This window comes from Rhodopirellula maiorica SM1, from assembly GCF_000346295.1.
GTDB lineage: Bacteria > Planctomycetota > Planctomycetia > Pirellulales > Pirellulaceae > Novipirellula > Novipirellula maiorica.
On sequence record NZ_ANOG01000462.1, the window covers coordinates 1 to 4,043 of the forward strand.

Here is a 4,043-nt window from a genome sequence, read left to right on the forward strand (position 1 = left end):
TCAGCCGGTTGATGTACTTCAGCTGTAGGTTCGCGTTGGCCGAATCGAGTTCGATGGCCCTCTGATAAGACGCAAACGAATCCGAATGGCGGTCTAAGACATAGGCCGTGTCAGCGTACAATTCCTCGCAGCGTGCTCGTTCGGCAATCGTCTCGCTTTGACCACATGCGAGCCCCGCAAAGGCTTTTGCTAGGAATTCCTGATCAGGATCGGGACGGGTGATTAGGTATGCGGCTGCGGCGCGGTAATTCGCCGTCGAAGGAGGAATGATGCTAGCAATCGAGATTTCAGGGTATGACTCCAGCATTTTTAAGGCTGCTGGCGTCTGGCTGGGTTGCCGCTGCAACAACATTCGCAAATAGGTGACTGCTAGTTCGGGTTCATGACTGTCGAGCGATAGTTTCGCCAATTGCCGCAACGCGGCGGAGTAGGTGCCGTATAGCTTGCTAAGCTGCTGCAGGATTGCCCGTGTGCGGTCGCGATCGGTGTAGACGAAATCCAAATACAAGCTGGCCGTACGCGCTTCACGCGACAAGGGCCGGACGCATAGTTCGGCTTCCGTGTTTTCCAGTGCGGTAATGTAGTGACGCGAGAGTGGTGAATCGGTCGCGTTACTTTCCGCGACGCCTGAGTCTGACTCGTTCGCGGGGGCGCGGTGGTTCGTCGAATGGGCCGCGACCGTTTGGTTCTGAGCATGCCATTTCAGACGACGGACCGCAGGAGCGGTTTGCAGGTACAGCTCGCGAAGCTGCTCGGTCGATTTTGGGTTCGCTTGCACCACTTCGTCATAACGCGCAAGTTGAAAATGCACGTCGCTGAGAACTCGATAGACCGCAGGCGATTCGGTTCGCTGGGCAAGATTTTCGAGCGGCGAGATCAGAGCCTCGAGTTGTGACGGATTGGTTCCTCGCTGTGCAAGCAATGCTTTCGAGCGGCGAACGATCGCGTCGGCGCTGGCATCCTTTTGCAATACGCTAAGTGCCCAAACGCTCGGCAGCACGGCAATCGCCGCGATGGCGATGGATCGAGGCAGCATTTTCTTGGTTTGAAACCGGATGCGTGGCTTGCGTTTCGCTGTTACTGGTTCGATGAGTGCCGGTTTAATGTGCGCAGGTTCGTCGCTGGAACTGTCAAGATCGCCCGAGATTTCCTGGTCGTGTGCAACTTCATCTGCCCATTCATGGGCGTCGTCATCTTCGATGTAAGCATCGGTTTCGTCACCCAGGTAATCTGTGTCGCGGGTCCGTGGTGCAACTAGGTGACCTCGGGTCGATGCGACGGGTAAGAAGATTGCACAGGCAATCAAGTTGGCGGGGATGATCAGTCCCATGTCGAAAAACTGAGAAACTGCCAACGAGCCGAGGATGTACCAACCGGCGACTCGCAGTCCATGATCCACCGCGTCGGGCGAATCGTTCAGTTTGTTCAGCGATCGGATCACTCCGACAATCAGCACGCCGACAAACAACACTCCTGGAATGCCTTGTTCGGTAAACATCTCTAGCCACAGATTGTCGGCGTGGTGCGCCCATCCGTCGCTGCTTTTTTCTAGCTGGGTGAGATGCGCATCGGCGAATGTGCCCAGTCCGCTGCCGGTTGGCAAGTAGGTTGTCGCTGCCGCCATGACGTCACTCCAAAGTGGTAGGCGTCCATCATTGAGCAGCGTTGATTCGTCCTGATCGGATAACAACTCCATGCGATCGAGCGAGGTCAAATCAAGATTGAATGGGACAATCAACAGTGCCACCGCGATGGCCAGCACGGCAATGATGACCGGGATGCTGGCGGTGCCGCGGCGAGCACGGATCCAGCCCAGTGCGAGCGTGAAACCAATGATTGCACTGACCAATCCGCCTCGCGATCCACACACCAGCAGCGCTGCGGTGCACAGTACCAAGCTGATCAATGCGATGCTGGAATCACGATCACTGGCTAGTGAAATCAGGTCGTTGACTTCAAAATTTTCGTCGTCGACTTCGGTTCCGATCAATGCCGACAAACGCCATGCGAGCACTCCCATGCTGGCGCCGACGCCGATGTTCATTAGCAAGGCGGCGTTGTTGCGATTGACAAACGCGGCAAAATGGGCACCGCGATTGATCGCGTTCATGCCTAGTAAATCGGTTTCGGGGCTGACGAGCTGAAAAATCCCTAAGGCTGCATGCACGGCGGCGCCTGCGGCGAGCCCAGCCATCAGCAACACCAATCGACGGCGGTTCTGGAATACCGAGGCGGAGGTCCAAGCGAGCGTCGCGACGACCAGCAACATCGCGACGGCGTGCCGCGAGGCAGCGGGGTCAATCGAGATCGGGTGCATCGAGGAACGCTCTGTCTGCGATCCGATAATAGGATCAAGCCAGGTGGTGTAGGCCGCCGCCGATCCGGGGCTGAGTAGATTGGTCAGGAATGCGGGCAGCGGCAGCGTTTGGAACCAAGCGAACGCAGCCCAGCCAAGCAATAGGATTGTCAACCAGTGGAATCGAGGACCTCCTTGAGTGTCGCGGTCCATGATCGAGGGAAGTGCTAAGAGCCCAGACGCAAACACTGCAACACAAGCGGCCCATTGTGTCCAAGGCAGAATGCCACCGTGATCAAACGCGAGGACGCAGGGCAGGAGTGTCAAAATACACGCGGATGCCCAAAGCGAGATTTGAATGAGAAGAGGAGCGATCGATTTCATAAAAAGTTTTCAAAGCTGCGTTTCCTTGGCCGCTTCCCGCTTGGATGGGGGCCGTTCCAGTAGCTAGCGTAGCAAGTTTGGTAGGACAGATTATCGGACAAAATCCATCACGGCAATTATTTCACGCGAAAGAAGGGAATCATCTGACCACACAGTCAGGACGCGTATTTCCTTTGACCTTACCGAGACAATGTTTGGTTTTCGCACGGGATCAGCCCAATCCCACGGTGAACCTAGCATCCTGTTACGCGAAACGTCCTAGTTTAGTCGACTAAGTATGGAAATCGACAGATCGTGCACACAGTGGCGGTTAGATTGCCATAGGGTTTGAGATGGTGTGCAGGAGTGGTTCGCCGTCCCATCGGTTTTTTGGTTGGGGGCCGTTCAGGGTGTGCGTATAAGCAAGGATTCACCAGTCCTCCCCGGCCGCTTTCAGCGGCCGACCGTCCCAGTGGTGAGGGTGACGTCGATGGCGTCCAAAAGTCTTCGCGACTTTCGCCTCCTCGCTGTTCTTTACGATGTCGCTACTAGCTGCTCGACCGATTCGCCGGGGGTCCACTTGGTGTAGTCACTGGGGTCGCGGTGGACTTGTCGGTAAATTGTGTCTCGTTCAACAGGATCTCTGCCCGCTTCGCTGATCAGGTCACGGATCTTGTCCACCGACAAACATTGCGGTGTCGTCGCCCCGGCGTCGTGGTAGATCAATTCGTGACGTACGGTGCCGTCAATGTCATCCGCCCCGTAGGCGAGCGCGGTCTGCGCGGTTTCGACACCTAACATGATCCAGTACGCCTTGATGTGCTGGACGTTATCCAGCATCAGCCGGCTGATCGCCATGGTTCGCAAATCCATGATCGCCGATGGCTTCTTGATGTCCGAAAGCTTTGTGTTCTCGGGGTGAAACGCCAACGGAATGAAGACCTGGAAACCACCCGTCTCGTCTTGTAGATCTCGCAACCGGATCAAGTGATCGATGCGGTGAAATGCCTTTTCGACATGTCCGTACAGCATCGTGCAATTAGTCCGCAGCCCAATTTGATGCGCCGTCCGGTGGATGTCCAACCAAGCATGCGTGTTCGCTTTGTGTTCGCACAATTGGTCACGCACCTCGGGATGAAAAATCTCTGCTCCGCCACCCGGCATGCTGCCTAGTCCCGCGTCTCGCAAGTCTTCTAGAACCCAGCGGACCGATTTCTTGGTCTGAAATTCAAACCAATTGATCTCCACCGCCGTCCAACCTTTGAGGTGGATTTGCGGATAATTCTCATGCAGCAATTCGATCAGGTGACGGTACCACTCGTAGGGTTTTTGGTGGTGCAGTCCGCCGACGATGTGCATTTCGGTACAGCCGTTTTCGGTTGCT

At 55.8% G+C, this 4,043-nt stretch carries 2 protein-coding genes; both read right to left on the reverse strand.

Features of this window, described 5'->3' with window-relative positions:
* The coding region (locus tag RMSM_RS14585; RefSeq protein WP_008697441.1) for an O-antigen ligase family protein at window positions 1-2,509 on the reverse strand (2,509 nt) is incomplete at its 3' end.
* Window positions 2,510-3,193: 684 nt separating this feature from the next.
* On the reverse strand, window positions 3,194-4,043 hold an 850-nt coding region (locus RMSM_RS14590), incomplete at its 5' end, for a CofH family radical SAM protein (protein ID WP_040766737.1).